Annotated in this window: 23 protein-coding genes; 9 read left to right on the top strand and 14 right to left on the bottom strand. The window is 72.6% G+C overall.

Going from position 1 to position 25,808, the window contains the following annotated elements; translation table 11 throughout:
• Positions 1-4: 4 nt before the first annotated feature.
• The 9 genes from ACYVID_RS14745 to ACYVID_RS14705 all read right to left on the bottom strand — a co-directional run bounded on the left by ACYVID_RS14745 (position 5) and on the right by ACYVID_RS14705 (position 8,748).
• On the bottom strand, positions 5-580 hold the full coding sequence (locus ACYVID_RS14745; RefSeq protein WP_460738312.1) for a TetR/AcrR family transcriptional regulator: 576 nt from the start codon (positions 578-580) through the stop codon (positions 5-7).
• Positions 577-1,062: an FBP domain-containing protein gene (locus tag ACYVID_RS14740; RefSeq protein ID WP_460738310.1), complete on the bottom strand. Its 486-nt coding sequence runs from the start codon at positions 1,060-1,062 to the stop codon at positions 577-579. The genes ACYVID_RS14745 and ACYVID_RS14740 overlap by 4 nt, the downstream gene beginning before the upstream one ends.
• A gap of 66 nt (positions 1,063-1,128) precedes the next feature.
• The gene (mnhG, locus tag ACYVID_RS14735; protein WP_460738308.1) at positions 1,129-1,494 is read right to left on the bottom strand and encodes a monovalent cation/H(+) antiporter subunit G; all 366 of its coding nucleotides are present in this window, start codon (positions 1,492-1,494) and stop codon (positions 1,129-1,131) included.
• Positions 1,491-1,799 carry a monovalent cation/H+ antiporter complex subunit F gene (locus ACYVID_RS14730; RefSeq protein ID WP_460738306.1) on the bottom strand — a complete coding sequence of 103 codons (309 nt, stop codon included), beginning with the start codon at positions 1,797-1,799 and terminating at the stop codon, positions 1,491-1,493. The genes mnhG and ACYVID_RS14730 overlap by 4 nt, the downstream gene beginning before the upstream one ends.
• Positions 1,796-2,356, bottom strand: a complete 561-nt coding sequence (locus tag ACYVID_RS14725; protein ID WP_460738304.1) for a Na+/H+ antiporter subunit E — start codon at positions 2,354-2,356, stop codon at positions 1,796-1,798. Before ACYVID_RS14725 ends, ACYVID_RS14730 begins: the two co-directional genes overlap by 4 nt.
• Entirely contained in the window at positions 2,353-4,044 is a 1,692-nt protein-coding gene (locus ACYVID_RS14720) for a Na+/H+ antiporter subunit D (protein WP_460738303.1), read from the bottom strand. The genes ACYVID_RS14725 and ACYVID_RS14720 overlap by 4 nt, the downstream gene beginning before the upstream one ends.
• Positions 4,041-4,529, bottom strand: coding sequence for a Na(+)/H(+) antiporter subunit C (locus ACYVID_RS14715; RefSeq protein WP_460738301.1), 489 nt, complete (start codon positions 4,527-4,529; stop codon positions 4,041-4,043). Before ACYVID_RS14715 ends, ACYVID_RS14720 begins: the two co-directional genes overlap by 4 nt.
• A gap of 61 nt (positions 4,530-4,590) precedes the next feature.
• Complete coding sequence (locus ACYVID_RS14710) at positions 4,591-7,467, bottom strand: Na+/H+ antiporter subunit A (RefSeq protein WP_460738299.1); 2,877 nt, start codon at positions 7,465-7,467, stop codon at positions 4,591-4,593.
• A 96-nt stretch (positions 7,468-7,563) separates the two neighbouring features.
• The gene (locus ACYVID_RS14705; RefSeq protein ID WP_460738297.1) at positions 7,564-8,748 is read right to left on the bottom strand and encodes a PucR family transcriptional regulator; all 1,185 of its coding nucleotides are present in this window, start codon (positions 8,746-8,748) and stop codon (positions 7,564-7,566) included.
• 444 nt (positions 8,749-9,192) lie between these two features.
• Between ACYVID_RS14705 and ACYVID_RS14700 the strand changes: the two genes are divergently transcribed.
• The 7 genes from ACYVID_RS14700 to ACYVID_RS14670 all read left to right on the top strand — a co-directional run bounded on the left by ACYVID_RS14700 (position 9,193) and on the right by ACYVID_RS14670 (position 17,179).
• Positions 9,193-9,987: an ABC transporter ATP-binding protein gene (locus ACYVID_RS14700; protein WP_460738295.1), complete on the top strand. Its 795-nt coding sequence runs from the start codon at positions 9,193-9,195 to the stop codon at positions 9,985-9,987.
• Positions 9,984-10,766 carry an ABC transporter ATP-binding protein gene (locus tag ACYVID_RS14695; protein ID WP_460738294.1) on the top strand — a complete coding sequence of 261 codons (783 nt, stop codon included), beginning with the start codon at positions 9,984-9,986 and terminating at the stop codon, positions 10,764-10,766. The genes ACYVID_RS14700 and ACYVID_RS14695 overlap by 4 nt, the downstream gene beginning before the upstream one ends.
• The gene (locus ACYVID_RS14690) at positions 10,763-12,643 is read left to right on the top strand and encodes an AMP-dependent synthetase/ligase (RefSeq protein WP_460738292.1); all 1,881 of its coding nucleotides are present in this window, start codon (positions 10,763-10,765) and stop codon (positions 12,641-12,643) included. Before ACYVID_RS14695 ends, ACYVID_RS14690 begins: the two co-directional genes overlap by 4 nt.
• Positions 12,640-13,551 carry a branched-chain amino acid ABC transporter permease gene (locus tag ACYVID_RS14685; RefSeq protein WP_460738290.1) on the top strand — a complete coding sequence of 304 codons (912 nt, stop codon included), beginning with the start codon at positions 12,640-12,642 and terminating at the stop codon, positions 13,549-13,551. The genes ACYVID_RS14690 and ACYVID_RS14685 overlap by 4 nt, the downstream gene beginning before the upstream one ends.
• On the top strand, positions 13,548-14,723 hold the full coding sequence (locus ACYVID_RS14680) for a branched-chain amino acid ABC transporter permease (RefSeq protein WP_460738288.1): 1,176 nt from the start codon (positions 13,548-13,550) through the stop codon (positions 14,721-14,723). Before ACYVID_RS14685 ends, ACYVID_RS14680 begins: the two co-directional genes overlap by 4 nt.
• A gap of 31 nt (positions 14,724-14,754) precedes the next feature.
• Positions 14,755-16,035 (top strand): ABC transporter substrate-binding protein, encoded by a 1,281-nt coding sequence (locus tag ACYVID_RS14675; RefSeq protein WP_460738286.1) that lies wholly within the window; start codon positions 14,755-14,757, stop codon positions 16,033-16,035.
• Positions 16,036-16,168: 133 nt separating this feature from the next.
• Positions 16,169-17,179: an aldo/keto reductase family protein gene (locus ACYVID_RS14670; protein WP_460738284.1), complete on the top strand. Its 1,011-nt coding sequence runs from the start codon at positions 16,169-16,171 to the stop codon at positions 17,177-17,179.
• Between the two features lie 12 nt (positions 17,180-17,191).
• Here the strand turns inward: ACYVID_RS14670 and ACYVID_RS14665 are convergent, their stop codons facing one another.
• The 3 genes from ACYVID_RS14665 to ctlX form a co-directional block, all read right to left on the bottom strand.
• On the bottom strand, positions 17,192-18,217 hold the full coding sequence (locus tag ACYVID_RS14665) for an Acg family FMN-binding oxidoreductase (protein ID WP_460738282.1): 1,026 nt from the start codon (positions 18,215-18,217) through the stop codon (positions 17,192-17,194).
• Positions 18,218-18,316: 99 nt separating this feature from the next.
• A complete protein-coding gene (locus tag ACYVID_RS14660; RefSeq protein ID WP_460738281.1) occupies positions 18,317-20,647 on the bottom strand; it encodes an enoyl-CoA hydratase-related protein in 2,331 nt (776 codons plus the stop codon).
• A gap of 52 nt (positions 20,648-20,699) precedes the next feature.
• A complete protein-coding gene (gene ctlX, locus ACYVID_RS14655; RefSeq protein WP_460738279.1) occupies positions 20,700-21,725 on the bottom strand; it encodes a citrulline utilization hydrolase CtlX in 1,026 nt (341 codons plus the stop codon).
• A 64-nt stretch (positions 21,726-21,789) separates the two neighbouring features.
• Between ctlX and ACYVID_RS14650 the strand changes: the two genes are divergently transcribed.
• Positions 21,790-22,770, top strand: coding sequence for an alpha/beta fold hydrolase (locus ACYVID_RS14650; protein WP_460738277.1), 981 nt, complete (start codon positions 21,790-21,792; stop codon positions 22,768-22,770).
• Positions 22,771-22,971: 201 nt separating this feature from the next.
• Here ACYVID_RS14650 and ACYVID_RS14645 read toward each other — a convergent pair whose 3' ends face one another.
• Positions 22,972-23,709, bottom strand: a complete 738-nt coding sequence (locus ACYVID_RS14645) for a MerR family transcriptional regulator (RefSeq protein ID WP_460738275.1) — start codon at positions 23,707-23,709, stop codon at positions 22,972-22,974.
• A gap of 163 nt (positions 23,710-23,872) precedes the next feature.
• Between ACYVID_RS14645 and ACYVID_RS14640 the strand changes: the two genes are divergently transcribed.
• Positions 23,873-25,021, top strand: a complete 1,149-nt coding sequence (locus tag ACYVID_RS14640) for an acyl-CoA dehydrogenase family protein (protein WP_460738273.1) — start codon at positions 23,873-23,875, stop codon at positions 25,019-25,021.
• Positions 25,022-25,081: 60 nt separating this feature from the next.
• Here the strand turns inward: ACYVID_RS14640 and ACYVID_RS14635 are convergent, their stop codons facing one another.
• A complete protein-coding gene (locus ACYVID_RS14635; RefSeq protein ID WP_460738271.1) occupies positions 25,082-25,486 on the bottom strand; it encodes a pyridoxamine 5'-phosphate oxidase family protein in 405 nt (134 codons plus the stop codon).
• Positions 25,487-25,808: the final 322 nt, after the last annotated feature.

Here is a 25,808-nt window from a genome sequence, read left to right as displayed (position 1 = left end):
CCCCTCATGCGCTCCCCCAGGTCCGCAGGACGGCGTCCAGCTGCTCGAGCGCCCGCACCCACGACTCCTCGGCAGGCGGGCTGCTGCCGGCGAAGGCACCGCCGCCCTCCAGCTCGATGAAGCCGCGCAGCAGGCTGCCGACCAGGCGGGCGGCGTGCACCTGCTCCTCGGCCGGGACCGCGTAGCCCCGCAGGACCGCGAGCAGGTGGTCCGCGTGGCGCCGCCCCGCACCGAGGAGCTCCGCGTCGACGGGGCCGGCGCCCGCTGCTCCCGCGGCGGCGAAGCGGCCCGGGTGCTCCGCGGCGTACGCGCGGTGGGCGTCAGCCAGCGCCACCAGGGCATCGGCGCCGGCCAGCCCGGCGAGGGCGCGGTCCACGCGGTCGGCGAGCTCGGTCAGGGCCAGTGCGGCGACGGCCGTGCGCAGCTCCTGGGCGCCCGCGACGTGGGAGTACAGGCTGGGCGGGCGCACCCCCAGCTCGCGCGCGACGGCGCTCACCGTGAGCGCAGCGGCCCCGTCCCGGTCGGCGAGGCCGGCGGCCGTCGCCACCACCCGCGCCCGGTCCAGGCCGGCCCGGGTCACCGGAGCACCCGCCGCAGGAAGGCGCCCAGGTTGTCCTGCAGCCGCTCGGTGCGCCGCTCGGCCGGGATGGTCTCGGCCACCGTCGAGACAGAGGGCGCGGGCAGCGTGCCTCGGGCGTACGCCGAGCACCGCAGGTCCGCGCAGACCTCGGCACCCGTCGTGTTGCCGTCGCGGCCCGCGCGCCCGGCCCGGTTGGCGACCATGAGCGCGACGCCGCTGCCCGGGTGGACCGTGCAGCACCACGAGCACATGCGTGCCCGCCCGGACCCGCCCTGGTTGCGACGCAGCCGGACGCCCACGGGCTCGCCCTCGTGGGGCACGACGACGGCGGCCTGCAGGGGTGCGCGCGGGTCGACCCAGCCGAGGTAGTCCAGCTCGGGCCACGCGACGAGGTCGAGGTCCGGGACGGTCAGCCGGGCCACCTCGCCCCGGCTGCAGTTGACGAAGGAGCCGCGGATCTCGCGTTCGGTGAGGGCCAGCATGGCGACGACGCTACGTCGCCTATGCCCTATAGGCAAAACCCTACGACTCGTAGATGGCAGGACCGGTCAGGGCGCCCCCCGCGGCTCCTCGTGGTCCAGGACCTCGCTCAGCTCGTCGACGACCAGCAGGTCGTGGCGCACCTGCCCGGCCCGGAACGAGGCGCGCCCGATCAGGTGGCTCGACACCACGCTCGTGGTCATCTGCAGCACCACGACCAGGGCGAGCAACGCCACGGTCGAGGGGTCGCGCAGCCGCAGGCCCACCCCGAGGACGACCAGCACCGTCCCGAGCACCTGAGGCTTGGTCGCGGCGTGCATCCGGCTCAGCAGGTCGGGCATCCGCAGCACCCCGATCGCGGCGATCAGGGCGAGCAGCGCGCCGGTCAGCAGGCAGGCCGCCGCGGCGACGTCGAGCGCCACCGTCCACGTCATCGTCGGTCCCCCCGCGTCTCCTCGGCGCCGTCGCGTCCGGCCTCCAGGTCGTCGCTGCGACTGGCGTAGCGCGCGACGCTGGCCGCGCCGACGAAGCCGAAGCCCGCGAGCACCAGCACGATCGGCAGCGCGACCGTCTTCCCCGTCGACGCCACGTGCAGGCCGATGCCGCACACGGTGACGGCGACGAGGACGTCCAGCGCGACGCTGCGGTCCAGGATGGTCGGGCCGATGGTGGCCCGCACCGTCAGGAGGACCGCTGCGGCGACGAGCATCGCGGTCGCCAGGAGGAGCACGAGGTTCACGCGGCCACCTCCTCGCTCGCGCGGGGCGGCAGCGCGGCCAGGACCCGCTGCTCCAGCTCCAGGGCGCTGCGACGGAACGCCTCGGCCGCCTCGGCGTCCGGCACGTTCAGGACGTGCAGGTAGAGGGTGTGGGTGGAGCGCCGCGCCTCGACCACCACCGAGCCCGGGACCAGCGAGAGCATTGCTGCCACCAGGGTCAGCACGAAGTCCGAGGAGCTCTCCAGGTCCACGGCCACCACGGCGTTGCGGACGTGGCCCCGGGTCAGCACGACCCGCGAGACCTGCACGCTGGCGCGGACGACGTCGACGAGGAAGCGGCCCAGCAGCGCCAGCAGCCGGAGCGGACGCACCCGGGCGGCGAGGTCGACGGGCGGCAGCGGGAAGACCAGGCAGGTGCCCACCGCGACCAGCACGCCGCCCAGGACGTAGAGCGGCGCGACCGAGCCCCAGAGGGCGAGCCAGACCAGGGTCAGCACCACCACCGCCGGGAGCTGGACCGCGCGGTGCCGCGCCGGTCGCGAGGTCCCGTCGCGCCGGGTCCGGGTCACCGGGCTCATCGCAGGTCCTCCCCGAGGACGGAGGTGAGGTAGGGCCGCCGGTCGTGGAGGTCGACCGCCGCTCGGTCGCCGTAGGCGTAGAGCGGACCGGCCACCAGGGTCAGCGCCACGCTGAGCGCCACCAGGAGCCCGGCGGGCAGCAGCATGCCCAGCGGGGAGTCCTTCGTGTCCTCGCCGGCCTCGATCAGCGTGTGGAAGTCGCGGTCGGGAGTGTCGTCGTCGCCCAGGCGCCGCGCCTCCTCGATGTCCTGCTTGGACACCACCCCGCTGGGCGTGTGCACGTGGCCGCGGTGCTCGTGCACGAGCCCGGTGTCGTGGCCCGGGATCGGCTCGCCGTCCCCGCCGATGGCCGCGAGCGCCTCGTGCGCCTCGCGGGGCGTGCGCCAGAACGCCACCGCCCAGGTCTTGGCCACGGCGTACAAGGTCAGGAGGCTGGTCAGCGCACCCGCACCGACCAGGGTCCAGGCCAACCAGCCGTCGTCCGCCTGCGCGGCCTGGAAGAGCCCGACCTTGCCGATGAAGCCGGAGAAGGGGGGGATCCCCGCGAGGTTCATCGCCGGGACGAAGAAGAGCACCGCGAGCAGCGGGGCGATCCGCGCCAGCCCGCCGATCCGCATCAGCGCCGTGCTGCCGGCCCGGCGCTCCACCAGCCCCAGGACGAGGAAGAGTGCGGTCTGGATGGTGATGTGGTGGACGACGTAGAAGGTCGTGCCCGCCGTGCCGAGCCGGCTGGCGAGCGCGATCCCCATCACGAGGTAGCCGATGTGGCTGACCAGCGTGAAGGAGAGCATGCGCTTGATGTCCGACTGCGCCACCGCGCCCAGGATGCCGACCAGGAGCGTCAGCAGGGCCGCCCACAGCAGCAGGTCGGTGAGCGGGCTGTCGGGGAAGAGCAGGGTCTGCACCCGCAGGATCGCGTAGACGCCGACCTTGGTCAGCAGCCCCGCGAAGACGGCCGTCACCGGTGCCGGTGCCGTCGGGTAGCTGTCGGGCAGCCAGAAGGAGAGCGGGAAGACCGCCGCCTTGATGCCGAAGGTGGTCAGCAGCAGCAGCTGCACCAGCAGCGACACGTGGTCCGGGAGCTCCTCGAGCCGCACCGCGAGGTGGGCCAGCGTGAGGGTGCCGGTGGCGGCGTACACGACCGCCAGGCTGATGAGGAAGAGCGTCGAGGACAGCAGGTTGACCAGGACGTAGATGGTGCCGGCACGCAGGCGGGTCGCGGTGCCGCCGAGCGTCAGCAGCACGTAGCTGGCGAAGAGCAGCATCTCGAAGCTGACGAAGAGGTTGAACAGGTCGCCGGCCAGGAAGGCGTTGGCGACGCCGGCGACCAGCACCAGGAACGTGGGGTGGTAGACCGAGATCGGCGCACCCTCCTCGTCCTCGGTCATGCCCTGGGCGACGGAGTACGCCAGGACAGCGAGGGTCACGACGGCACTGACCAGCAGCATCAGCGCGGCCAGCCGGTCGGCGACCAGGACGATCCCGAGCGTCTCGGGCCAGCCCCCGATCCACACGGTCTGCGGGCCCTCCTGGTCGGCCTGCACGAGCAGCACCGCGGCGACCGCGACGACCGCGACGAGCACCAGCAGGCTGAGCCACCGCTGGACCCGCGGGTAGCTGGAGAGGGCGAGGGAGGCCCCCGCACCCAGGATGGGCAGCAGCACGGGCAGCGGGACCAGCGCGCTCACGTCGTGCCCCGCTCGTCGTGCAGCGCGACCACCGGGTCGTCCTCGGGCGCCTGACCGGCGTCGCCGCTGGAGTCGTCACCGGGGTAGTCCGACGTGGTGGCCTGGTAGGCGTCGGAGGTCGCGTCGCGCAGGGCGAGGCGACGCACGGTGGCGTCCTCGACGTCGTCCTGCACGTCGTCGTGACCGTTGAGCTGCCAGCTGCGGTAGGCCATGGCCAGCACGAAGGCGGTGGTCGCCAGGGTGATGACGATGGCGGTGAGCACCATCGCCTGCGGCAGCGGGTCGGAGATCCCCGTGGTCACCCCGTCCTCCACGATCGGGGCCCGGCCCGCGGGCCCGCCCGCGACCAGGAAGGCCAGGCTCACGGCGTTGCCGATCATCACCAGTCCGACCAGGACCCGCGACAGGCTGCGCTCGAGCAGCAGGTAGACCCCGCAGCCCATGAGCCCGGCCGTGATCATGACCAGCGTCAGGTTCACCTCCACGCCGGCACCTCCCCCGCTCTCGACACGCACCCCGACCGCGAACCCGTCCTCGTCCTCGTCCTCATGCCGGGCTCGCCTCCGCCTCGCGCAGCGCGCGCTGGATGTCGCGGTCGATCTGGGCACCGAGGGCCCGCAGCAGGTCGAGGACCAGGCCGACCACCACGAGGTAGACGCCGATGTCGAAGAGCACCGAGGTCACCAGCTTCACCTCGCCCACCACCGGCAGCACCGTCTCGAGGATCGCCGACTGCAGCACGATCCCGCCGAAGGCCATCGGCAGCACCGCCGCGAGCGCCGCGATCGCCAGGCCCAGGCCGATCAGCCGACCGGCGTCCACCGGTGCGGCCTCGTTGAGCTCGTAGCGGCCGCCGGCGAGGTAGCGCACGACCAGCGCCAGACCTGTCGTCATGCCTGCGGCGAACCCGCCGCCCGGGGCATTGTGGCCGGCCAGGAGCAGGTAGATGGAGACGACGAGCAGGGTGTGGAAGAGCATCCGCACGACCACCTCGAGGATGATCGAGCGCTTCTCCGGGGGAAGGGTCCGAGAGCCCGGCAGCCAGGCGCGCCGGCCGGTGGCCGTGGGGATCTTGCGCACGCCCTTCGGGTACGGGATGTCGTGGACCCGCCGGATGTCGGCGCCGCGCGCGTTGACGAACACCAGGCTCGCGACACCGGACGCCGCGGCCACGAGCACCGCGATCTCCCCCAGCGTGTCCCACGCGCGGGTGTCGACGAGCACGACGTTGACGATGTTGTAGCCACCGCCGTACTCCACCGCCTGCTCGGGCAGCGCGGCCGAGACCGGCTCGGCGGTGCGCGCGGAGCCGGCGACCAGCAGGAAGCCCGCGGTCACCACGCCGACCGCGAGACCGAGCGCGGCGCGGACGTAGCGCTGACGGCTCAGCGGGCGGTCGGTGAAGTACTCCGGGAGCCGGCGCAGCGCCAGCACGAAGACGACGAGGGTCAGCGTCTCGACCAGCACCTGGGTCAGGGCCAGGTCCGGCGCGCCGTGCAGCACGAAGAGGTACGCCGTGCCGTAGCCCGTCACGCCCACCAGCAGGATCGCGCGGACCCGCCGGCGGCTGCGGGTGGTCATCACGGCCGCGACGAGCACGACCGCGCCGACGGCCGCCTGCGCGGGGGTGTCCCACAGCTGGATGCGCACGTCGCCGAGGCCGGTGAGCAGCGTCGACCCGGGCAGCACCACGACGACGAGCAGGATGATGCCGAGGTAGGCCGCGGCCGAGCCGCGCTGCACGACACCGGTCACCTCGACCGCGGTGCGGTCCAGGAACCGCATGCCCGCGCGGTAGGCCCGCTCGCCGCTCCAGTCGTGGGCGAGCGCGGTCTGGAACCTGGCCACGGCCTCGCGGGCGAGGAAGAGCAGCGCGCCGCCCAGGACCGAGACGGCCGTCAGCAGGAGCGGCAGGCCCACCCCGTGCCAGAGCACCAGCTCGGGCTCGTGGGCGCCTGGCGGCAGGGTCCCGGCCTGCGGGGCGAGGAGCGTGGTGAGCGGAGCGCCCAGGAAGCCCAGGACCAGCGAGGCGGCCGCGAGCAGGACGGGCGCGGCCAGGAAGGCCGGGCCCGGCACGTGCACCGTCGGGCACTCCTCGACCGGGCGGCTCCCGAAGGCACCCCACACGAACCGGGCGGAGTACGCCGCGGTGAGGACCGAGCCCAGCACCACGCCGACCAGCACCAGCCACCCCGCGAGGCCGGCCAGGCCGGTGCCGTCGCCCTCGCGGGCCACGTCGACCAGCGCCACCAGGACGCTCTCCTTGGCGACGTACCCCAGCAGGGGCGGGAGCCCGGCCATCGAGGCGGCCGCGAGCGTGGCCGACACGGCGAGGACGGGCATCCGGCGCGCGAGCCCCGTGAGGCGGCGCAGGTCACGAGTCCCGGTGCTGTGGTCGATCACGCCGACGGTGAGGAAGAGGCAGGCCTTGAACAGGGCGTGCGCCAGCAGCAGGCCCAGGCCCGCCAGCATCGCGCTGCGGGTGCCGGTGCCGACGACGAGCACCAGGAAGCCGAGCTGGCTGACGGTGCCGTAGGCCAGGAGCAGCTTCAGGTCGTGCTGCCGCAGGGCGCGGACGCCGCCGAGCAGCATGGTCGCCAGGCCGAGCACGAGCAGGACCGCACGCCAGCCGGCGACCTCGGCGAACGCCGGCGCGAGCAGCGCGACGAGGTAGACGCCGGCCTTCACCATCGAGGCGGCGTGGAGGTAGGCGCTCACGGGGGTGGGGGCGGCCATCGCGGCGGGCAGCCAGAAGTGGAAGGGCACGAGCGCCGACTTGCTCACCGCACCGACCAGCAGCAGGTGCACGCCCACGGTGACGGCCGCGCCCGTGGGCGGGTCGGCGAGGACCTCGGTGATCCGGTAGGTCCCGGCGGCTGCACCGACGAGCAGCACGCCGACCAGCAGCACCAGCCCGCCGAAGGTGGTCACGACCAGGGCCTGGATCGCCGCCCGCCTGCTCGTGCGCCGCTCCGGGGAGTGCCCGATGAGCAGGAAGGAGAAGACGGTTGTGAGCTCCCAGAAGACGTAGAGCAGCAGCAGGTCGTCGGCCAGGACCAGCCCGAGCATCGCGGCGACGAAGGCGACCAGGACGCCGCCGAAGCGCGGCACCCCGGGCTCGTCGTCCTCGAAGTACCACGCGCAGTAGGCCAGCACGAGCGCGCCGATGCCCAGGACCACCAGGGACAGCACCCACTGCAGGGTCCCCATGGCCAGCGCGAGCTCCAGCCCGATGCCTGCGACCCACGGGTGCACCTCGACCAGGGTCTCCCCCCGGGTCACCGCGGGGCCCTGGGCGGCGACCCAGACCGTCCCCGCGAGCGGGACGAGCGCGACGACGACGAAGGCGCGGGCCCCTTGGCGCAGCAGCATCGCGGGCGCCAGCACCGCCGTCGCGAGCAGGGCGAGGATCAGCACCAGCACGGGGGATCCTTCCGGGTCTGGCGACGGGTCACGGCAGGGTCGAACCTACCGGGCCGGGCACCCCTCGACCGGAGGAGGCGAGCGGGCGGAGGGTCCTCAGTCGGAGGAGCCGGATACCAGGCTGACCGCGAGCAGCAGGTCGATCAGCTCCTCGACCCGGCGCACGTCGCAGCCGGTGCGCTCGGCGATCCGCTCCAGGCGGTAGTAGACGGTGTTGGCGTGCACGTGCAGCGCCATCGCCGCCAGCTTGGCGTTGAGGTCGCAGGCGACGTACTGGCGCAGGGTCTCCACGAAGGTGCCGCCCGAGGCGAGGTCCTCCTGCACGAAGGCGCGTACCTCGGGGCGGACCAGCCGGCGGGCGGTGCGGTCGTGGGTCTGCACGAGGTAGTCCAGGGTCGACATCGTCGACAGCGACTGGACTCCGGCCCGGCCGCGCAGCGAGCGGCGGGCCAGCCGTGCCTCCTCGTAGGCCTCGGGGACGTCGAGGAAGCCCTGGCGGACCGAGCTGACGCCGACACTGGGGAAGACCCCTCGACCCGAGAGTGAGGCGATTCCGGCACGGATGCGGGCCAGGGTCCGCTCCTCCCCGCTGGGGTCCACCGGCATGACGGCCACGACCTCGTCGTGGCGCACCACGACCAGCCCGCGGCCGGGGTTCGTGAGCGCACTGCGCAGCATCGCCTGGCTGGTCCGGTCCGCCGACTGCTCGGCGTTGACGGTGAACGAGCCGGCCACCACGACGAGCGGACTGTCCTCGGCGATGCCCACCTCGGCGAGCATCTGCACGCGCGGCTGGACCGTGGGCGGGCGACCCTCGAGCAGGTCGTCGAGCAGGTCGCGCGCCAGCCGGGCGGAGTCAGCCAGCTGGAACTGCTGGGCCTCGAGGTAGGCCTCGGCGGCCGCGGTGCTGCCCACCTCGATGGTGCGCATGACCTGGCCGACGATCGTCAGCGCGGCGTCCTTCGTCTCGGGGTGATGTGCGACGCCGTCGAGGACACCGTCCCACAGCTGGATCTGGCCGATCCGGAAGGCCTTCATGAAGTCTGGCAGGGCCACTCCGAGGTCGACCCGACGCATGGCGTGCCGCCCCGTCCAGGGGAAGTCGCGCCGAATCGGGTTGCGCCGGTCCTCGACGCTGCTGAGGAAGGCGCCGAAGACCTGGCGGCAGTGGGACTGGACCTCCGAGCGCAGGGTGCGGTCCTCGAAGGAGGAGTAGACGTCGACCTGGTCCCAGATCGCGGCGGTCGCCCCCTCGGCGATCTCGTCGACGCGCCCACGCACCCAGCCCGCAAGGAGGTCAGCCCCCTCGGCTGTGCCCAGGCGCCGACGAGCCTGCGGCACGGCTGGGGCGACATCGTCGTCGCCGGGCGCGCGCTCCACCGTCTCTGGTTGGTTCGCTGTGCTGCTCTCCGTCACTGTCCTGCCCGTCCTGCTCGGTACTCGGTCCCCGGCTGGTCCCGCCAGTCTCCCCCGGTGACCCCCGTCACACCAGCACCTGTCCACGGACTGCGCGTCCCGTGGCACCACCCGTCCGTCAGCTGGCCGGCGGGTGTAGTGATCGGGTCCCACAGAAGTCTGTGGAGCCGCACAAAGACGGCGGAGGGGCGTGGCGGCACGATGAGGCGCACGTCACAATCGACGAGCCCACCTACACATCTCCGCAGTGCCCCACCGGGCCCCACACCGGGTCGCACCCCGTGCGTCCCCACGACGACAGGAGCGCATGTGCTGAGCGCGCGCAACCTCGAGGTGGTCTACGACGACGTCGTGCTCGCCCTCCGAGGCGTCAGCCTCGAGGTCCCCGACGGCCGGATCGTGGCCCTGCTCGGCGCCAACGGCGCGGGCAAGACCTCGCTGCTGCGGGCCCTGACCGGCCTGCTCGACGTCCACGAGGGCGAGATCACGAAGGGCTCGGTGAGCCTGGACGGTGAGGACCTGCGGCGTACGCCGCCCGAGGCGGTGGTCCGCAAAGGCGTGCGCCAGGTGCTGGAGGGTCGGCGGGTCTTCGTCGAGCTCAGCATCGAGGACAACCTCAAGGTCGGCGCGCACACCGCGCGCGCCGAGATGGCCGAGAACCTGGAGCGGGTCTACTCGCTGTTCCCGGTCCTCTCCGACCGCCGCACCCTCACCGCGGGCTACCTCTCCGGCGGCGAGCAGCAGATGCTCGCCATGGGCCGGGCCATGATGTCCAACCCGCGCTACCTGCTGCTCGACGAGCCGTCCCTGGGCCTGGCGCCGCTGATGGTCGAGGCCATCCGGGACGTCATCGTGGAGATCAACAGCACCGGCACGGGCGTGCTCCTCGTGGAGCAGAACGCCTCGATGGCCCTGTCGGTCGCCCACCACGGCTACGTCATGGAGACCGGACGCGTCGTCCTGGACAAGCCCGCCGCCGAGCTCCTCGCCGACGACGACGTCCGCGAGTTCTACCTCGGCCTCCACCCCGGCGAGGACGGCTCGAGCCGCAAGTCCTTCCGGGACGCCAAGCACTACCGCAGGAAGAAGAGGTGGTCGGCATGAGCGCCGCCAGCCCGGTCGTCCAGCTGGACGACGTGCATCTGTCTTTCAAGGGCGTTAAGGCCATCAACGGCGTCAGCCTGCACGTGGAGCCCGGCGAGCTGTTCGCCGTCATCGGGCCCAACGGCGCGGGCAAGACGTCGCTGTTCAACGTCATCTCGGGTGTCTACCGGCCGCAGGAGGGGCGCGTCCGCTTCATGGGCGAAGACGTCCTGGGCAAGAAGCCCAGCGACATCGCCCGTCGCGGCGTGGCCAGGACGTTCCAGAACATCGCGCTCTTCGAGCAGCTCACCGTGACCGACAACCTGATGCTGGGTCGCCACCAGCACATCGAGTACGGCTGGCTCTCCGCCTTCGGCTGGTGGGGCCGGGCCAAGACCGAGGAGGTCCAGCACCGCAAGGTCTGCGAGGAGATCGTCGACTTCCTGGAGCTGGAGTCGTGGCGGGGCATGCCCGTGGGCCTGCTGCCGTACGGCGTGCAGAAGCGCGTCGAGCTCGGTCGCGCCCTGGCGATGCAGCCCCAGCTGCTGCTGCTCGACGAGCCGGTCGCCGGCATGAACCTCGAGGAGACCGAGGACATGGCGCGCTTCGTCCTCGACATCCGCGACGAGCTCGACGTCCCGATCATCATGGTCGAGCACGACATGGGCCTGGTCATGGACCTCGCCGACCGGATCCTCGTCGTCGACTTCGGGACCCCCATCACCACGGGCACCCCGGCCGAGGTCCAGCGCCACCCCGACGTCATCCGCGCCTACCTCGGACAGGAGCTCTCGTCGTGACGACCACCGCCGAACGCACCACGGGTCCGACCGGCCGCACCGGCACGACCACGCCGGTGACCCGGATCCGCGACCACGCCCGCACCCGCGCCGACGCCGTCGCGTTGCGCGACAAGCACCTCGGCGTGTGGCGGGAGTGGACCTGGGCGCAGTACTGGGAGCACGTGCAGCTCGCCGGGCACGCCCTGCTCGCCCTGGGCCTCGAGCCCGGCGACCGGGTCGCGATCCACTCCGAGAACCGGCCCGAGTGGCTGGTCGCCGACATGGGCGCCATGGCCGTGCGCGCCGCCTCGGTCGGTGTCTACCCGACCAACCCGGCGGCCGAGGTGGCCTACCTCCTGGAGGACTCCGGCGCCCGGGTGCTCATCGCCGAGGATCAGGAGCAGGTCGACAAGGCCCTCGAGGTCATCGACCGGGCGCCGCACCTGGAGAAGATCGTCTACATCGAGCCGCGCGGCATCCGCGGGCGCTACACCCACGAGAAGCTCATGTCGTGGGAGGAGTTCCTGCACCTCGGCGAGCGGCACCTCTCCTCGCACCAGGGCGCGGTGGACGCGATCGCAGCGGCTGCCGAGCCCGACGACCTCGCGACGCTGATCTACACCTCGGGCACCACCGGTCCGCCCAAGGGCGGCATGCTCACGATCCGCAACGTCGAGTTCGCGATCAGGATCCTCGCCGAGGAGGGGGCCTTCACCAACCCGCCGCCGGGACCCGACGACCTGCTGCTGTCCTACCTGCCGCTCTCACACGTGGCCGAGCGCATCTTCACGACCTGGTTCAACGCCGCGGCAGCCACCCAGGTCAACTTCGCCGAGTCCATCGAGACCGTCCCCCAGAACCTCCGCGAGGTCCAGCCGACCGTGCTCTTCGGCGTCCCGCGCATCTGGGAGAAGCTGATGGCCGGTGTGGAGATCCGGATCGCCGCCGCGAGTCGGCTCAAGCGCGCCAACGCCCAGTTCTGGCTCAAGGTGGCCGCGGGCATCGGCGACGAGCTGGTCCGCACCGGCGGCAAGCACACCGCCGCCACCCGGCTGAAGTACGGCGTGGGCTGGATCTTCTGCTACCGCGCCCTGCGCGAGCGGCTGGGCATGCGCCGGGTGCGGTACGCCGCCTCGGGTGCCGCCCCGATCGCTCCCGAGGTGCTGAAGTTCTTCATGGGCCTGGGCGTGCCGATGCACGAGGTCTACGGCATGACCGAGAACACCGCGGTGGCCACCGCCAACCGCCCGGGCCGGGTCCGGCTCGGCACGGTGGGCGAGGCGCACCCCGGGGTCGAGGTGAAGATCGACGAGACCACCGGCGAGATCCTCACCCGCCACCCCGGCGTCTTCGCCGGCTACTGGCGCAAGCCGGAGGCCACGGCCGCGGTCCTCCAGGAGGACGGCTGGTTGCACACCGGCGACGTCGGCGAGTGGGTCGAGGGCACGCACCTGAAGATCACCGACCGGATGAAGGACATCATCATCACGGCCGGCGGCAAGAACATCTCTCCCTCGCAGATCGAGAACGAGCTGAAGACCTCCCCCTTCGTCAAGGAGGCGCTGGTCATCGGCGACGGCCGCAAGTACCTCACGGCCCTCATCGGCATCGAGCTCGACACCGTGGGCGAGTGGGCGCAGCGCAAGAAGCTCGGCTTCAGCACCTACCGCGACCTCACCGAGAAGCCCGAGGTCGTCGACCTCGTCCGGACGGTCGTCAACGACGTCAACAGCAGGTTCGCCTCGGTCGAGCAGATCAAGGAGTTCCGCCTGCTGCCCAAGGAGCTGGACCACGAGGACGGTGAGCTCACCGCCACGCAGAAGGTCAAGCGTTCCGCAGTCACGAAGTCATTCGAGGAGATGGTGGAGTCCATGTACGGCGGTGGTGCCCGATGAGCACCTTCCTGGAGGCGGTGATCCGCGGACTCGGCACGGGCTCGGTCTACGCACTGCTGGCCCTGGGCTTCGTGATCATCTACAAGGCCACGAGCGTCATCAGCTTCGCGCAGCCGGCGCTGATGCTCACCGGGGCGGTCGTGACGTCGTACCTCGTCCCGGCCATGGGCGTGGTGCTCTTCACGGGCTTCTCGTTCTTCTTCTCGGTGGCCGTCGCGGCCATCATCACGGCGGCCTTCGCACTGTTGATCGAACGGCTGGCCATCAGGCCGATGGTGGGCAAGGCGGTCTTCGTGGTCGCCATCATCACCTTGGGCATCGACATCGCCGTGCGCGTCGTCGTCAACGGCTTCATCGGCCTGGGCGCCCGGCCCATCGGCTTCCCGTGGGGCCTGGACGCGGTCTCGGTGCTCGGCCTGGACGTGCAGATCCGGCACCTCGTGATGATGGGCACCGTCGCCCTGGTCATCACGGCGCTCTACTTCTTCTTCCAGCGCAGCAAGTACGGCCTGGCCATGCGCGCCGCCGCCCTCGACCAGGAGGCCGCGATGACCATGGGCGTGAGCGTGGGCGGCGTCTTCGCCCTCTCGTGGGCGATCGCCGGCGGTCTCGCCGCCATCGCCGGCTCCCTCCTGGCGACCGGGGCCGGTGTCGACCGCCAGCTGTGGATCGTCGCCCTGGTCGCCCTGCCCGCGATCATCCTCGGCGGCCTGGACTCCCTCGAGGGAGCCGTCATCGGCGGCCTGCTGATCGGGGTGGCCGAGGCGCTGGTGGGCACCTACCAGCGCGACTACGCCCCGTGGCTGGGTGACAACGTGGCGCTGGTCTCGCCCTACGTCGTGATGCTCGCGGTCCTGCTGGTCCGCCCCTACGGAATCTTCGGCACTGCAGAGGTGAGGCGCGTATGAGCACCACGACCACGACCAAGCCGACCGCCCCGAAGCGGTCCCTGCCCGGGACCGCCCGGGTCAGCACCAAGGTCTCCGGACGGCCCGGCTTCTACCGGTCCTACTCCCAGGAGCTGGCGCTCTTCAACACCCGACCCAAGCAGGTCGCGGTCGGGGCGATCATCCTGCTCGGCCTGCTCGGGCCCTTCGTGCTCGAGGACGCACTGCTTCGTACCCTGGCGATCGCCTTCGTCTTCGCCATCGGCGCGCTGGGCCTCAACATCGTCACCGGGCTCGCCGGCCAGGTGTCGTTGGGCCACGCCTTCTTCCTGGGCGTCGGCGCCTACACGGCCGCGGCGATCTCCGGCGACCCGGAGGGGCGCACCATCGGCTTCGGCATCGAGGAGATGTGGATCTGGCTGCCCGCCTCGGGCCTCGTCGCCGCCGCGTTCGGCGTCGCGGTCGCTCCCCTGGCCACCCGTCTGCGCGGCCTCTACCTGGCCATCGTGACCCTGGGCCTGGTCTTCATCGGCGAGCACGTCTTCCGCGAGTGGAGCGACCTCACCGGTGGGGCGGGCGTCGGTCGCTCGGCCGCGACGCCGCAGCTCTTCGGCTTCGACTTCTCCGAGGGCACCGAGATGTTCAGCCGCGAGCAGCAGCTCTACCTGCTGATGTTCGTGCTGATGCTGGTCTTCGCCCTCGGCGCCCGCAACCTCGCACGCTCCCGCGTCGGCCGTGCCTTCTCGGCCGTGCGCGACCGGGACATGGCCGCGGAGATGATGTCGATCGACCTGCCGCGCACCAAGGCGCTGGCCTTCGGCATCTCCTCCTTCTACGCCGGCTGCGCGGGCGGACTGCTCTACACCGTCTCGGGATTCTTCGACCCGGCGTCGTTCAACCTCCTGCTCTCGGTGCAGTTCATCGCGATGGTCCTCATCGGCGGTGCCGGCACCGTGGGAGGCACCATCGCGGGCGCCCTGTTCGTGTCGCTCCTACCGACACTGACCCGCGAGCTGCCCGCCTTCATCCCCCTGATCAGCCAACAGGTGACAGAGACACCCAACGTGTTCCAGGTCGAGCAGATCCTCTACGGACTCTTGATCGTGGTGTTCCTCTTGTTCGAACCTCGGGGCCTGTTCGGTATCTGGATGCGGATCCGCATCTACTGGAAGAGCTGGCCGTTCAGCTACTGAACGTCCGGATCAACGCAAAAGGAGAACTGCAATGAAGCTGCGCAAGATGGGGGTGCTCCTCGCAGCCCTCGCGATGGCCGCCACCGGCTGCCGCGGTGGCGACACCGAGGAGGGCGACGGCGCCATCTCGGCACCGGGCGTCAGCGACGAGCCGTGCCCGGACGCCGTCAACGAGGACAACGGGTGCATCTACCTGGGGACCATCTCGGACCTCACCCAGGGACCGTTCGCGCCGCTCGGCGTGCCGATCACCGACGCCCAGGCGGCGTTCTGGGAGCGGGTCAACGAGGACGGCGGGATCGGTGGCTACGACATCGACGTCACCGAGTACGTCCGTGACAACCTCTACAACCCCGAGACCCACGCCCAGGTCTACAGCGAGATCGAGGGCGACGTCCTCGCGCTGGCCCATACCCTGGGCTCGCCGACCACGCTCGCGATCCTGGAGCAGATGAAGAGCGCCGACGTCATCGGCGCCCCGGCGTCGTGGACGTCGCTGTGGGGCTTCGAGGACAACATCCTGGAGTCGGGCTCGTCGTACTGCGTCGACGCCATGAACGGCGTGGACTACTTCGTCGAGAACGAGGACATCTCGTCGGTCATGGCCGTCGGCTTCCCCGGTGACTACGGCGGCGACGCCGCGGCGGGCGCCGAGATCGCGGCCGAGGCCAACGGCATCGACTTCACCAACGTCGAGACCGCTCCTGGCCAGGAGGCGCAGTCGGGCGCCGTGTCGGCCATCGTCCGGCAGGACCCGGACCTGGTCATCCTCGGCACCGGTCCGACGGAGACCGCGGTCATCGTCGGCCAGGCCGCGGCCCAGGGCTATCAGGGCCAGTTCCTCGGCTCCTCCCCGACCTGGAACCCCGCCCTCCTGCAGAGCCCGGCCGGCCCGGCGCTCGAGCAGCTGTTCGTCCACGTGGGCCCGTGGGGCTCCTACGGCACCGACACGCCCGGCCACGAGGCCATGCGCGAGGCGCTGGGCGAGGTCGACCAGCCCAACGACGGCTACACCTCCGGCTGGGCGTGGAGCTACCCGATGAAGGCCGCCCTCGAGGAGTGGCTCGGCGGCGACTACGAGGGCACCCGCGCCGGTCTGCTCGAGGCCGTCCAGGCACTGGAGACCGTCGACTTCGAGGGCATGCTGCCCGAGGAGGCCGGCAACCGCACTGGTGACAACGACCTCTTCCGCCAGAGCGTGCTCTCGAGCGTCGACCCCGACGCCGACGCCGGCCTGGCGCTCCTGGAGGACTTCTTCACCGGTCCCACCGCCGAGGCCGCCGAGATCGACGGCGCCTGCTTCGAGGGCTGAGCCACCCCCGCTCCCCCGCAGCGCACGGCACTGCAGCACACCACGACGGCGTCGCACCCCCACCGGGGTGCGGCGCCGTCGCGCGTGCGCAGCCCACTGGGAGGGTGACCCCGGGGGTCCTAGGTTGGGGTGCATGGAGTTTCGATACCTCGGCAACAGCGGGCTCAAGATCTCGGAGATCACCTACGGCAACTGGCTGACCCACGGGTCGCAGGTCGAGAACGACGCGGCGACCGCCTGCGTGCGGGCCGCCCTGGACGCGGGCATCAGCACCTTCGACACCGCCGACGTCTACGCCAACACCAAGGCGGAGACCGTGCTCGGCGAGGCACTGGCCGGCGAGCGGCGCGAGTCGCTGGAGATCTTCACGAAGGTCTACTGGCCGACCGGTCCCGGCGGCAAGAACGACACCGGTCTGTCCCGCAAGCACATCATGGAGTCGATCAACGGGTCGCTGACCCGGCTGAGGACCGACTACGTGGACCTCTACCAGGCGCACCGCTACGACACGGAGACGCCGCTGGAGGAAACCATGCAGGCCTTCGCCGACGTCGTGCGGCAGGGCAAGGCGCTCTACATCGGCGTCTCGGAGTGGACCGCCGAGCAGATCCGTGCCGGCCACGCGCTGGCGAAGGACCTCGGGATCCAGCTGATCAGCAGCCAGCCGCAGTACTCCATGCTGTGGCGCGTCATCGAGGGCGAGGTCGTCCCGACCTGCGAGGAGCTCGGGATCTCCCAGATCGTGTGGAGCCCGATCGCCCAGGGCGTGCTGACCGGCAAGTACCAGCCCGGCCAGGCCCCGCCGGCCGGTTCGCGCGCCACTGACGAGAAGGGCGGCGCCGACATGATCAAGCGCTGGATGGACGACGACCTGCTCACCCGCGTGCAGCAGCTCAAGCCGCTCGCCGAGGAGGCCGGCCTCACGATGGCCCAGCTCGCCGTCGCCTGGGTCCTGCAGAACCCCAACGTCGCCTCCGCCCTGGTCGGCGCCTCGCGCCCCGAGCAGGTCCACGACAACGTGGCCGCCGCGGGCAAGAAGCTCGACGCCGACCTGCTCACGAAGATCGACGAGGTGCTCGGCGACGCCGTCGTCTCCGACCCGGGCATGACCGCACGCACGGCTCCCCAGGGCCGGGTCGCCTGACCCGGCGGCGGGTCAGGGCACGATCACGTCGTCCAGGGGTCGACGCGGCGAGGGGGCCAGCCGGGCCGAGGCGGTGTGCGGCCACCCCACCTGCAGCAGCAGCTGCGGGTGGGCAAGCAGCCCCAGCACGTCCTCACGGAGCCGCACGCGCACCTCCGCCACCTCCACGGGCAGCGAGACCGGCACCATGCCGAGGCCCTCGGACACCGCCTCGAGCCAGACCGCGCTCATCGCCTCCCCGGTGGCCAGCCAACCGTCGGGGCTGTCGTCGGGGTGGCACAGCGCCAGGACCGCCGTGTGCTGCGAGGCGCAGTCGTCCGGGGCGTCCACCTCGAGGGCCCCGCCCTCGCACCGACCGATCCCGAGGGGGTCGAGGAGCCGGTCGGGCACCAGTGCACCCGGCACGCCCGCGCCCTCGCGGTCCCCGCCCCACCACTCGGCCAGCTCGCCCGCGGTCAGCGGCGAGCCATCGTGGTGGCCCGCGGCCGCGGCCACCAGCCGCTCCACCGCCACGCGCTGCCGGGCGTCGAGCCGCACCGTCGTGACGCCGTACGACGCCGCCAGCTCGCCCAGGTGGCGCAACCGGTCCTCGGGCAGCTCCCAGGAGCTGAACGGCCTGCGGTCGGTGCGGCGCGCGACCAGCGAGGAGAGGGCGATCCGCTCGGCGGGACCTGCGTGCACGACCTCGCCGAGGTGCAGCCGGGCGACCAGGTCCGGCGGTCCGTCCGCGGGGAACCGCTCGACCGTCACGGCCCGGTCCACGGCGCGGGCCGCGACCACCGCGTGGTGCAGGGCCGCCCCGAGGCTGAGGGTCATCAGCCGCCCGCGCGGGTCCAGGACGCGCAGCTGCCGGTCGTGGTCGGCGAAGAGCTCCAGGACGTCGTCCGAGGCGATCCGCCAGCGCCAGGGCTGGGTGTTGTGCAGGCTGGGGGCCCGGGTGGCTAGGGCGACGACGTCGCGCGCGACCGAGGGCGCCCGCCCACCGGTCGTGGCACGGGTCATCGCGAGGGCGGTCTCGCAGGGGGCGTGGGACGTCATGGTCCCAGCGTGGGCCGGGCGTCGGGCGGCTGCACGAGCCGGAGGGCACGGCTGCGCGGGACCGAAGTCCTGCCCGGTTCAGGCGAGGTTCACGGCCCGTCAGGACAGCCGGTCCAGCAGGTCCTCGGAGAAGGCCACCTCGTCGACGCAGCGGCTGGTGCGCCCGGGCACGGCGACCTCGCGGGACATCCGCAGCGAGGCCCGCACGGCCGTGGGCGCGGCCCCCTCGACCCGGTCGCAGAGCTCGCGCGCCACGGCGAGCCCGCTCCCCCGCGGCACGACCCGGCTCACCAGCCCCGCGGCCAGCGCCTCCCGGGCGTCGAGCACCCGGCCGGTGAGCACCAGGTCGTCGGCGAGCCGGCGGCCCGCCAGCCCGGCGAGCCGCTCGTGGGCGCCGTGCTCGGCGACCAGCCCCTTCCAGGGCTGGGTGAGGGCGAAGGTCGCACCCTCCTCGGCCACGACGACGTGGCAGGCCAGCAGCACCTCGAGGCCGGCGTCGTGCGCCGCACCCGCGACGGCCGCAACGACCGGCTTGTCCAGGTCGGCGCGCCCGGTGAGGCCGGCGGCCCCGTGCGGCGGGGTGACCAGGGTGCCTCCCCAGCCGATCTCGGTGAGGTCGAGACCCTCGCAGAAGACCTCGTCGCCGCCGTGCAGCAGCAGGGTGCGCGCGACCGGGTCGGCCAGGTAGGCGCTGACGACCTCGTCGAGCTCGGTGTGCGCGAGCCGGTCGAGGACGGGGCGCAGCACGCCCACCTCCACCCGGTCGCCGACGCGCTCGACGACAACCCGGTCGAACGCGCGGTCCAGCCGCGGCCGCCGGAGCGGGTGCAGCCGGTCAAGGGTCGCCCGTGTGAGGGCCACCCGGTTGACGTGCTGGACGTGGCGGGCATGGACCCGCACCCCGATCGGCTCGACGTCCTCGTCGGCGAGCAGCCCCAGCAGCTCGTCGTCGGCCGCGGCCGTCGCCAGGAACCGTCGTCCGGCCAGGTCGCGGCAGACCAGCAGGGCGGTGCGGGTGCCGTCGCGGCGCGGCTCCACGCTGAAGGTCTCCACGACGGCCGGACCGTCGGCCACCTCGGTCCACGGCACCCGCGGGCCGGCGTCGAGCGCCGCCTGCACGGCCGCCGAGTCGTCGGGGACCCAGGGGCGCGGGCGGGCGGCGTACACGCCGACGGCGAACTTGGAGAGCTGGCCGCCGTTGGCGCCGACCAGGACCGTGGCGGCGGGGTCGCGGCGGGTGCGGCGCACCGCCTCGGCGACGGCGTGCAGCGAGTAGTTGCTGCCGGCGCCGCCGAAGAAGGGCAGCCCTCCGGTGAGCGTGAGCCGGCGCGGGTCGGAGGTGTCGATGCCCAGGGCGTCGGTGACGGTGGTGATCGCGACCGGGAAGCAGCTGTAGAGGTCCATCGCGTCGACGTCCTCGATGCCGAGGCCGGCGCCCTCCAGGGCGTGCTGCACCGCGGCCACGGTCGCGGGACCGCGGGAGAGGTCGGGGCGCTCGAGCATGGTCTGCTCGGCCAGGCTGGCGTGCCCGTGCAGGAAGACCCAGCGCTCCTGCGGCACACCCAGCGCGCGGGCCGCCTCGACCGAGGCGAGCAGCACGGCCGCACTCTGGTTGACCTGGTCGCGGGCCACCATGAGGCGGCGGTAGGGGTCGGCCACGACCCGGTTGTCGGCGGTCGTGGTGGCGACCTCCTCGACCGAGCGCACGGTGGGCGCCGCGGCGTGCGGGTGGGCGGCGGCGACCTCGCTCATGGGGGCCAGCAGCTCGGCCATCTGCCGGGCGTAGGTGCGCCGGTCCAGCCCCAGCCGGTGCCGGCGGGCGTGCTCGAGCAGGGCGTACTGCACCGGCGCGTTCGTCATCCCGTGCAGCACCTGGTGACGGGTGTTGACCAGGTGGGTGCCGCGCCCGCGGTCGACCTCGGGCCCGGTGACGTCCTCGTGGAAGTCCGGCCGCTCGCCTCCGGCGCCCGCGCCGCGGGCGAAGTGCCAAGTCGTCGAGGTGACGTCGGCACCCATGACGAGCGCGACCCGGTGCTCGCCGTCGGCGACCGCCTGGGCGAGCTCGTTGACCAGGCTCTGGGGCGTCTGCCCGCCGAGCGCGTCGTGCACGACGTACGACGGCGACGCACCGACCCGGCGCAGGACCGCCCAGGGGTAGGACGTCGGCGTGCCCAGCGGGGAGCCGAACCCCATGGCCTCGAAGGAGCGGGTCATCGCCGCCGCGTCCAGCGCCGCCAGGACCTCCGCCGGGTCGGTGCCGGAACCGGCGACCGCGTCGGCCGCCGCGGCGCGGACCGCGTCGGCGGCCAGGGCGGCCTCCGACCGCGCGACGTAGTCGGGTGAGCCGAGGGTCTCCGAGACCTCGCCGACGCCGATGAGGACCGGCGTCGTGGGGGGCAGCAGGTCGTAGGGGTCGGCGTCCGCGTGCACCGCAGAACTAGAACACGTTCCTGTTCGTGGCGGCAACGCGGGGTGCCGGGGCTCAGCCCTGGTTGACCAGGCGCCCGTCGGCGGTGACCGGGTGGTCCTCGTTGATGGCCACGACCGCCAGCGTCGGTCCGCGCTCGGCCACGGGTCGCCGGTCGAGGTGGATGCCGGCGATCATGCAGCGCACCGACCCCCCGGCCAGCTCGATGGTCGGGATGTCGACGGAGACGATCTCGCAGGACTCCTCGATCACCGCGACCTGGTCGGGCCGCAGGCTGGCCCGGGCCCGCGCCGACATCGCCATCACGTAGCGCCGGCGGCCGTCCGGGTGGCGCCCGCACAGCTCGACGGCGTTCCCGGCGAACTCGCGCACCTGCTCCTCGGTGAGCTCGACGAGGCGGCGGCCGTTGACGGTCAGCCGCTCGCGCACCTGCTCGCGCCGCACCGGGTCGGGGATGAGGTCGAGGGCCATGAGCGCGACGTCGGTGCCCACACAAGCCATGACGTTGGTGTGGTAGACGGGGATCCCGGCGGAGTCGACGGCGTCGAAGGCCATCGGCTCGTAGAGGAAGTCGGCGCAGAAGCGCTCCAACACCTGCTCGTCGGCGCGGTGGCTGCGCGCGACGTAGGCCACCCGTGAGACGTGGTCCAGCACCATCGCACCGGTGCCCTCGAGGAAGATGCCGTCCGGCTCGAGGCCGGAGTAGTCGACGACCGCCTGGACGCGGTACTCCGACTTGAGCATCTCCAGCACGTCGGCACGCCGCTCGTGGCGCCGGTTCGAGGCGTACATCGGGAAGACGCCGACCAGGCCCCCGGCGTGGGTGGAGACCCAGTTGTTGGGGAAGACGCTGTCGGGGCGGGTGTGGTCGTGGTCCTCGAAGACGTGGACGCGCACCCCGACCGCCCGCAGCGCGTCGGCCACGGCGTCCATCTCGGCCAGCGCCCGCGCCGAGATCACCTCCGGGGACTCCCCCGCCGGCACGTCAGACTGGAAGGCGTTGTCGGCAGCGGTCGCGGGGTTCGGCAGGAACCGGGTCGCGCGGACGAGGACGACGGCGGAGGGGGCTTGGGCGCTCACGGCGAGAGGCTAGGTCACCCCAAGGTGCGTGCGCACAACGGCGCGGACTGGGAACGTGTTCCACATGACGTCCCCCTCCAGCCTGCCCGACGACGCCTGGATCGGCAGCGACCCCGCCTGGCGCGGCGTGCGGCAGGAGTCCCTCGACGTCCTCGGCCGCCCCGTCCGGGTGCTGCGCGCCGACGCCGGCGAATCCGCCGGCCCCGGCGGGGGCACCCCGCAGCTGCTCGTGCACGGGCTGGGCGGGAGCGCGGCCAACTGGATCGAGGTGATCGCCCCGCTCGCCGCGCACGGCCCGGTGGTGGCGGTCGACCTGCCCGGCTTCGGGCACACCCGCGCCGTGCCCCACGACCCGCTCACCGTCGGCGGCCACGTCCGCTTCGTACGCCGGGTGCTGGACGCGCTCGGGTGGCAGACGGCCACCGTGCACGGCAACTCCATGGGCGGCCTGGTCGCCACGCACCTCGCGGCCCGCCACCCCGAGCGGGTCGACCGGCTGGTGCTGGTCTCCCCCGCGTTCCCGCCTGCGTGCGCGCTGCGCCTGGTGCCGCCCTCGGTGCCGACCCTCCAGGGCATCGTGACGATGGGCCTGCCCAGCATCGGCGGCGGCCTGCTCGCCGCAGCGACCCGCCGCGACGCCAACCCGGGAGCCCGCGCGCTGCTGGGCCTCATCTTCACCGACCCCGCGGCCGTGCGCCCCTCCCTCATCGCCGCCATGGCGGCCGACGCGCTCTCGGCCGACGCCGCCCAGGTCGCCGACCGCAGCCGGGCACTGCGCACCAGCACCCTCTCGATCGCCCGCAGCTGGGTCGACCCGCGCTGGACCTGGCGGGCGATCCGCTCCGTGGAGGCGCCCACCCTCGTCCTGGGCGGCACCGCCGACGCCCTGGTGCCTGCCCGGGTACTGCGCGAGGTGCTCGCCGCCCGCCCGGACTGGCACGGCGAGGTCATCACCGACCGCCGGCACGCACTCATGCTCTCCGAGCCGGAGGAGTACCTCCACCACGTCGGCGCCTGGTTCAGCCAGCACTTGCAGGCGGCCTGAGCAGCCACGCGGTCCAGACCGGCCGACGGGTCGCTCAGGTCGCTGCGAGGCGCGCCGATCGGTGCGGCACTGAGGGTCGACGGACCGCACTCCACACCGGGTCCGCCGCTCGTGAGCGGGACCCTGGCGCGCGTCGCGGGAGTGCGAAAGGCGCCGGGGGACCGCTCCCCCTCGGGCCTGCCGCCCCGGGCGTAGCGCCGCTCAGCCTCGCGTGAGCGAGCGGGCGATGACCGCGTTGGCGGCCCGTTGGAAGCCGGTCACGACCGCCTCCAGGGTCAGCTGGCGCAGCCGGGAGACGGTGTGCTCCATCTGGGCCGCCTGCTCCGGCGACTGCCCGGAGGCGCGGGCGGCACGGCGGTAGGGCTGGAGCACCTGGGTGCGCAGGATGGTGGTGAGCTCCTCGGCCAGCGCCTCCATGTGGCGCCCGATCGCCTCGGAGGCGGCCCCGAGGCTCTCGGCGCTCACGTCGAGGTCGAGCAGCTCCAGACCGGTCTCCAGGTTGGGCGCCGCCAGGTAGGTGCCCTCGTCGGTCTCCTGGAGGGCACCCATGACGACCAGGAGCGTCAGCTCGTCGTCGACGAGCGGGCGCCCGGCGCGGCGCTCGAGGGCAGCGCGGTCCACCGGCACGGGGGCCGAGGTCGTCCAGGAGGTCATCATCGCCCGCTGCAGGGCGAGGTCCTCGGTGGTGGCGTCCTCGGGCAGCCGGCTCACGACCCGCTCGATCGCCTGCAGGGTGAACCCGTGCTCCTGCAGTGCCCGCACCAGCTCCAGGTGCGCCAGGTGCATCCGGTCGTAGTAGGCCATCCGCCCGCGGCGTACCGGCGGGGGCAGCAGGCCCAGGCCGGAGTAGTAGCGGGTGTTGCGAACCGTCAGGCCGGCGGCGGTGGCCAGCTCGTCGACGGTCATCAGCCCGTCGAGGGGCTCGAGGGCGGCGGTCATGGAGGGCACCCTAGCCGCTGAGATGACACTTGAACTGTGACAGTCGTGCTGTCAGAGTTCTTCCACCGGCCGTGCGTGACGTGGGCCACCCACCTGCGCACTGCCTCCGCACCACCACCGCACCACCACCGGCACGACCCAGCGACCCCGAGGAGCCCATCTGATGGCCACGCCGACCTCCATCTACACCCAGGAGCACGAGGACTTCCGCGCCATGGTGCGGACCTTCATGGAGAAGGAGGTCGCCCCCCACATGGAGCAGTGGGAGAAGGACGGCCAGGTCAGCCGCGAGCTGTGGACCAAGGCCGGCGAGCAGGGGCTCCTCTGCTTCGACGTGCCCGAGGAGTACGGCGGGATGGGCATGGACGACTTCCGCTACAACGCGGTGGTCTCCGAGGAGCTCTCCCGCATCGGCGCGAGCGGCCCGGGCTTCCCGGTCCACACCGACATCATCGTCCCCTACATCACCTCCCTCGGCACCGAGGAGCAGAAGCAGCGCTGGCTCCCCGGCTGCGTCAGCGGCGAGCTGATCTCGGCCATCGGCATGACCGAGCCGGGCGCCGGCTCCGACCTCCAGGGCATCAAGACCAGCGCCGTCGACAAGGGCGACCACTACGTCCTCAACGGCGCGAAGACCTTCATCTCCAACGGCATCATGAGCGACATCGTCATCGTGGTCTGCCGCACCGACCCCGACGCCGGCCACATGGGCTTCAGCCTGCTGGTCGTCGAGCGCGGCATGCCCGGCTTCGAGCGCGGCCGCAACCTGGACAAGATGGGCCTCAAGGCCCAGGACACCGCCGAGCTGTTCTTCGACAACGTCGAGGTGCCCAAGTCCAACCTGCTGGGCAAGGAGGGCGAGGGCTTCATCTACCTCATGCAGAACCTCCCCCAGGAGCGGATCTCCATCGGCGTCCAGGCCGTGGCCGCCGTCGAGTACGTCCTCGAGCTGTGCCTGGCCTACGCCAAGGAGCGCGAGGCCTTCGGCAAGCCGATCGGCAAGTTCCAGCACAACCGCTTCGTGCTCGCCGAGATGGCCACCGAGGCCTACGTCGCCCGCACCTTCATCAACGAGTGCATCCTCAAGCTCAACGCCGGCGAGGCCGACCCGTCGCTGGCCTCGATGGCCAAGTGGTGGACCACCGAGCTGCAGGCCAAGGCCGTCGACGCGGGCGTGCAGCTGCACGGCGGCTACGGCTACATGAGCGAGTACCCCATCTCGCGCGCCTACACCGACTCCCGCATCTCGCGGATCTACGGCGGCACCACCGAGATCATGAAGGAGATCATCGGGCGCAGCATGGGTCTCTGACTCACCGCTGTTCTCCCGGCACCCCGCAGCACCCCGCAGCAGCCCTCGCCCGGCCGGCCCTCAGACCGGCCGGGCGAGCCTGCGTCCGGTGACCGTCGTGGGCCGGATCCGCACCGTCGCCGACTTCGTGCCGGTCGGCCAGGCCGTCGGGGCGTCGGCCGGGGCCGGCTCGAGCAGCACCCTGGCCACCCCCCGCACCAGGACGCTCCACCCCGTGCGCGCCTGGTCGTCGACGAGGTCGACCTCCACGGCCACCCGGCTGTCGTCGACCTCCCGCGCGATCGTGGAGTACGCCGCGGTGCGCACGACCACGGAGCCGGCCGAGACCGCAAGATTGACCGGCACGACCACCGGGCCGTGCGCGTCCACCCACGCGAGCCGGCCCACCGAGACCGTCTCGAGCAGCTGCCAGCAGGTGTCCTCGTCGAGGTCGATGAGGACGGGCTTGACCTCAGTGCTTCCCATGGCCCCAGCATGCTCCGCACGCCGCGCGGTGTCGCAGGGTCGAAGGTCCCCGCCCTCCCCGACCTGTGCCCGATCTCGGTCCCGGTCTCGGTCTCGCGCGGTCCAGACCAGTGCAGCACCCCACCGACCGGTGGTTTGCCGCTCTCGGTCCGGGGGCAGGAGCCCCGCGGCACGACCCGGTCTCGGCCGCGCGCAGCCCATGTCCCGGGGGTGGACTGCGGCGGAGGGGTTGGCCCCGGACCTCCGCGCGCGACCGTGTCCCGCCGAGCCGGCACACGTGTCCGGAAGGACGCGCTGGCTCGACCGACGACGGCTCGCCCGG

The sequence above is a fragment of the Nocardioides ginkgobilobae genome, from assembly GCF_054781275.1.
This window is presented reverse-complemented; position numbering and strand designations above follow the sequence as displayed.

What these genes read in the sequence shown, in the direction of transcription:
- ACYVID_RS14650 (WP_460738277.1), top strand. Translation starts at nt 21,790, where the DNA reads ATGACGTCCCCCTCCAGCCTGCCCGACGACGCCTGGATCGGCAGCGAC.
- ACYVID_RS14635 (WP_460738271.1), bottom strand. Translation starts at nt 25,486, where the DNA reads ATGGGAAGCACTGAGGTCAAGCCCGTCCTCATCGACCTCGACGAGGAC.
- ACYVID_RS14645 (WP_460738275.1), bottom strand. Translation starts at nt 23,709, where the DNA reads ATGACCGCCGCCCTCGAGCCCCTCGACGGGCTGATGACCGTCGACGAG.
- ACYVID_RS14670 (WP_460738284.1), top strand. Translation starts at nt 16,169, where the DNA reads ATGGAGTTTCGATACCTCGGCAACAGCGGGCTCAAGATCTCGGAGATC.
- ACYVID_RS14685 (WP_460738290.1), top strand. Translation starts at nt 12,640, where the DNA reads ATGAGCACCTTCCTGGAGGCGGTGATCCGCGGACTCGGCACGGGCTCG.
- ACYVID_RS14680 (WP_460738288.1), top strand. Translation starts at nt 13,548, where the DNA reads ATGAGCACCACGACCACGACCAAGCCGACCGCCCCGAAGCGGTCCCTG.
- mnhG (WP_460738308.1), bottom strand. Translation starts at nt 1,494, where the DNA reads ATGACGTGGACGGTGGCGCTCGACGTCGCCGCGGCGGCCTGCCTGCTG.
- ACYVID_RS14725 (WP_460738304.1), bottom strand. Translation starts at nt 2,356, where the DNA reads ATGAGCCCGGTGACCCGGACCCGGCGCGACGGGACCTCGCGACCGGCG.
- ACYVID_RS14695 (WP_460738294.1), top strand. Translation starts at nt 9,984, where the DNA reads ATGAGCGCCGCCAGCCCGGTCGTCCAGCTGGACGACGTGCATCTGTCT.
- ACYVID_RS14740 (WP_460738310.1), bottom strand. Translation starts at nt 1,062, where the DNA reads ATGCTGGCCCTCACCGAACGCGAGATCCGCGGCTCCTTCGTCAACTGC.
- ACYVID_RS14675 (WP_460738286.1), top strand. Translation starts at nt 14,755, where the DNA reads ATGAAGCTGCGCAAGATGGGGGTGCTCCTCGCAGCCCTCGCGATGGCC.
- ACYVID_RS14640 (WP_460738273.1), top strand. Translation starts at nt 23,873, where the DNA reads ATGGCCACGCCGACCTCCATCTACACCCAGGAGCACGAGGACTTCCGC.
- ACYVID_RS14665 (WP_460738282.1), bottom strand. Translation starts at nt 18,217, where the DNA reads ATGACGTCCCACGCCCCCTGCGAGACCGCCCTCGCGATGACCCGTGCC.